We start from the raw sequence: 3,609 nt of genomic DNA on the forward strand, positions 1-3,609 counted from the left end.
GAGCCAAGGCCTATGAACCCGTGACATTCGCCAAGGATGAGGTCGGAATGCCGCGTGTCGCACTCCTTCGCAAGCTTGGGAACGGTGCGCCCGCGATCTCATCCTCCGCGAGTTTGGCATGAGCCAGATTCGTCCCCTGCAGGCTGCGGATATTCCGGCCGTCGCCGGGCTCTTTCAAAGAACCTTCCGGGACGGTGGCAAGCCGCCGCCTCCGGCGCTCGAGACTTATCTGCGCTGGCACTATCTCGAAGGCCCGGTCTGCGATCCGGAGATCGCGTCTCTCGTCCATATTGCGAGCGAAGGCGACATTTCAGGCTTTGTCGGCGTGAATGTGCTGCCGATGAGGCATGGCCAGTGCAAGCTGCGCGCCGCCATCTGTGGTTCGCTCATGGTCGAACCGCGGGCGAACGACCCGATGGCCGGCGCAAGGCTGCTCAGGACATTCCTGGCCGGGCCGCAGGACATCTCCTTCAGCGAAACCGCAAATGCCCTCTCGACGCAGATGTGGACGAAACTGCGCGGGGTCGCCCTGCCGCAATACAGCCTGGACTGGATCCGGGTCATCCGACCTTCGGCCTTCCTGCTCGATCTAGCATCGCGGCGAGCCGGCGCCGTGCGCTTGCTTGACCCGCTCGCGCGCGGACTCGATCGCTATCTTCGCGGACGGATGCAGGAGAACGAGATGCGCTGGTCCGGGGTCCCGGAACTCTGGAATGGCAAGGGCGGCCTCAAGGTAGCCGAAATCGATCAAGCCGGTTTTGCGGCTCTTTTGGACCCTTTAACGCGGCAGTTCCCGCTCCGCCCCGACTGGAGTGCCGAGCAGTTTGCGCATATCCTCGCGGAGGCTTCCCAGAAGCCGGACTATGGTGATGCCGTGTTCGCGTCCGTCTCCTGCCCCAGCGGGGGGCTGGTGGGCGCCTTCCTCTATCACACCCGCCCGGGCAGGATGGCGCGCGTGCTGCAGGTTCTGGCCCTGCCGGGGCAAGCTGGTTCCGTCGTCGACTGCTTGATTGGCGATGCGGCGCGGCGTGGCGCCGCCGGCCTGCGCGGCCGGACGCAACCCGCCCTGCTCGCAGCGATGCTGGGCCGGCGGGTCGCCTTCACTCAACCGGCCTCGACCGTGGTGCATTCGCGCGACGAGGAGCTGGTGAACGCGTTCCTGAGCTCGCAAGGCTTCTTCAACGGGCTGGCCGGCGAGCGCTGGAATCGATTGGCCGGGGAGCAGTTCGAATAGGCCGTCATTTGCCCGCGCGGCGACGTAATCCCGAGGATCGCGCCGATCTCAGCTGGCGATTTCCTCGACGGGGCGGACGAGCTGCGGGCCAAGGTGCAGATATTGCGTCGCACGGCGCTTGGCGGCGATATCGGCCCAGACGCGTTCGACCTCGACCGCAGTCAGCTCCGCGGCGGCGCCGACCTCCACGGCTGAAAGGCCGTTATTCAGGCCGAAGAGGCAAATATCCATGCGGTCATAGGGTAGGGAGAAGTAGAACTCTTCCTGCGTCTGCTCGAGGGAATAGGTGTCGGTCGTCGGCGCCCTGCGGCAGATTTCCTCGGGAATGCCGAGATGGGCGGCAAGTGCATAGACCTGGCTCTTGTAGAGATGGGCGATCGGTTTGACGTCAGCCGCGCCGTCGCCATTTTTCACGAAGAAGCCTTGGTCGTATTCGAGCCGGTTCGGCGTGCCGAGCACGGCGAAATTCAGCCGGTCGGCGTGATAGTACTCGATCTGTTTGCGCGTGCGCTGCTTCATGTTGGTGGCGGCGACGATGCCGAGATAGACCGCCGCCGACATGCGCAGCTTCGTCTGCCGGCCTTCGGGGTCCTGCACCACCAGCGAGGAGATGTTGTAGCCCTCGCCGGCGAGCGAATTGGCGATGACGATCTTTGAGGCCCAGCCCGGCCCGTATTCCGGCACCAGCTCGCGGATGAAGGTATCCCGCCGCTGATAACAACCCATCGCGTGCAGCGTCGGGCCGATATCCTCCACGATCGCTTCGACGCCAAAGGTTTCGGCGGCCAGCCGGCCGAGGCGGAGGCTGTCGGGATCGGAGTCGCTTTCCGGCATGAACAGGCAGAAGACGTTCTTAGCGCCGACGGCGCGGGCGGCGAGCGCGACCGAGACGCTGGAATCGATGCCGCCAGAGAGGCCGAGCACGAGCCCGCGCTTGCGCATGCCGCGTAGCTGCTCGCGCAACCCGGCGACGATGCGATCGGTTTCCGCTGCGTTGTCGAGCGTCAGCGCGTCGGCCGAGAAGGCGGGACGGCTCGGGGCGAGGGAGAGGTTCATTCTGCAGTCCCCAACGTTTCGGCCGCCAGCCTTCGGCTGACCTTTCCGGTATCGGTCTTCGGCAACTCGCGGCGGAACTCGATGAGCTTCGGCACCATGAAATCCTCGAGATGAACGGCGCAGTAGCGAATGATGTCCCGCTCGCTCAGGGTCTCGTCCGAGAGAACGACGAGGGCGGCAATGGCGTGGCCGAGCACCGGATCCGGCACGCCGGTCACCACGGCTTCCACGATGCCTGGATGGGCGTGCAGCACAGTTTCGACTTCCTTGGGGGCGACCTTTTCGCCGCGCGTCTTGATGATGTCGTCCTTGCGGCCAACGAAATAAAGGAAGCCGTCCTCGTCCGTCCGGAACAGGTCACCGGTGTGGAGCCGCTTTTCCCAGGGATGCGGCCCGGGACGCAGCATCTGCTCCGTGGCCACGTCGTTGCGCCAATAGCCCTGCATGACATGCGGGCCGCGGATGACCAACTCGCCCGCCACGCCCGGTGGCACGCGGTTGCCCTCATCGTCGACGACGATCGCTTCCGTGTTGGGAATAGCGATGCCGACGGAACCCGGCCGGCGGTCCAGCTCCTCCGGGGGCAGGTAGGTGCAGCGCTTGCATTCCGTCAGACCGTACATGGAAAAGAGCCGTACGCCGGGGAACAGCTCGCGCAGCCGGGCGATATGCACCGGCGGCAGGGCGGCGGCGGTGTTCGAGATATAGCGAAGGCTCGGCAGGAAACCCGGCGCCAAATCGCGCATCTGCAGGATCAGCGCCGCCATCGTCGGCACCAGCGGGAAACCGGTGACCTTCTCGGCGCGGATGCGCTCGAAAATGGCCTGCGGAAAGGCGAATGATTTTTCGAGGACGAGGGTCGCGCCGAGCTTCGTCGCCATCAGCAGTTGATAGAGGCCGTAGTCGAAAGCCAGGGGCAGGACATTGATGATGATGTCGTCACGGGTGTTGCGCAGATAGGTCGTGATGGATTCGGCCGCGGCATCGATATTGCGATGCGTCATCATCACGCCCTTGGGGCGGCCGGTGGAGCCCGAGGTGTAGATCAGCATGGCGAGGTCGATGTCGATCCCGCCATGGCGAATGGGCACGGGCGCGACCTTGAGACAATCCTCGAAGGAGGCAGCGCCATCCGGCGTATGGCTGGATGGCGCTTGCGTCGACGCGACGAAGAACGGCCGGTCCGACAGCGCACGCGCCTGGATCACGACAGGCATCAGCTTGGCCTGAGTCAGGATCGCCGCAGCCTCGCAATCGTCGATGACATAAGCGAGCTTGTCGGCCTTGGTGGAGGCGTTGATCGGGCTGAAGGTCGCGCC

At 64.8% G+C, this 3,609-nt stretch carries 3 protein-coding genes; 1 reads left to right on the forward strand and 2 read right to left on the reverse strand.

Features of this window, described 5'->3' with window-relative positions; all coding sequences use genetic code 11:
* Nucleotides 1-118 precede the first annotated feature (118 nt).
* Nucleotides 119-1,234, forward strand: a complete 1,116-nt coding sequence (locus EN914_RS28345; RefSeq protein ID WP_024505327.1) for a hypothetical protein — start codon at nucleotides 119-121, stop codon at nucleotides 1,232-1,234.
* A gap of 48 nt (nucleotides 1,235-1,282) precedes the next feature.
* Here the strand turns inward: EN914_RS28345 and nadE are convergent, their stop codons facing one another.
* Nucleotides 1,283-2,290 carry an NAD(+) synthase gene (gene nadE, locus EN914_RS28350; RefSeq protein ID WP_024505326.1) on the reverse strand — a complete coding sequence of 336 codons (1,008 nt, stop codon included), beginning with the start codon at nucleotides 2,288-2,290 and terminating at the stop codon, nucleotides 1,283-1,285.
* The coding region (locus EN914_RS28355; protein ID WP_127389412.1) for a class I adenylate-forming enzyme family protein at nucleotides 2,287-3,609 on the reverse strand (1,323 nt) is incomplete at its 5' end. The genes nadE and EN914_RS28355, both read right to left, overlap by 4 nt.

The organism is Mesorhizobium sp. M7A.F.Ca.CA.001.08.2.1 (assembly GCF_003998455.1).
In the GTDB taxonomy this organism is placed as follows: Bacteria; Pseudomonadota; Alphaproteobacteria; order Rhizobiales; family Rhizobiaceae; genus Mesorhizobium; species Mesorhizobium ciceri.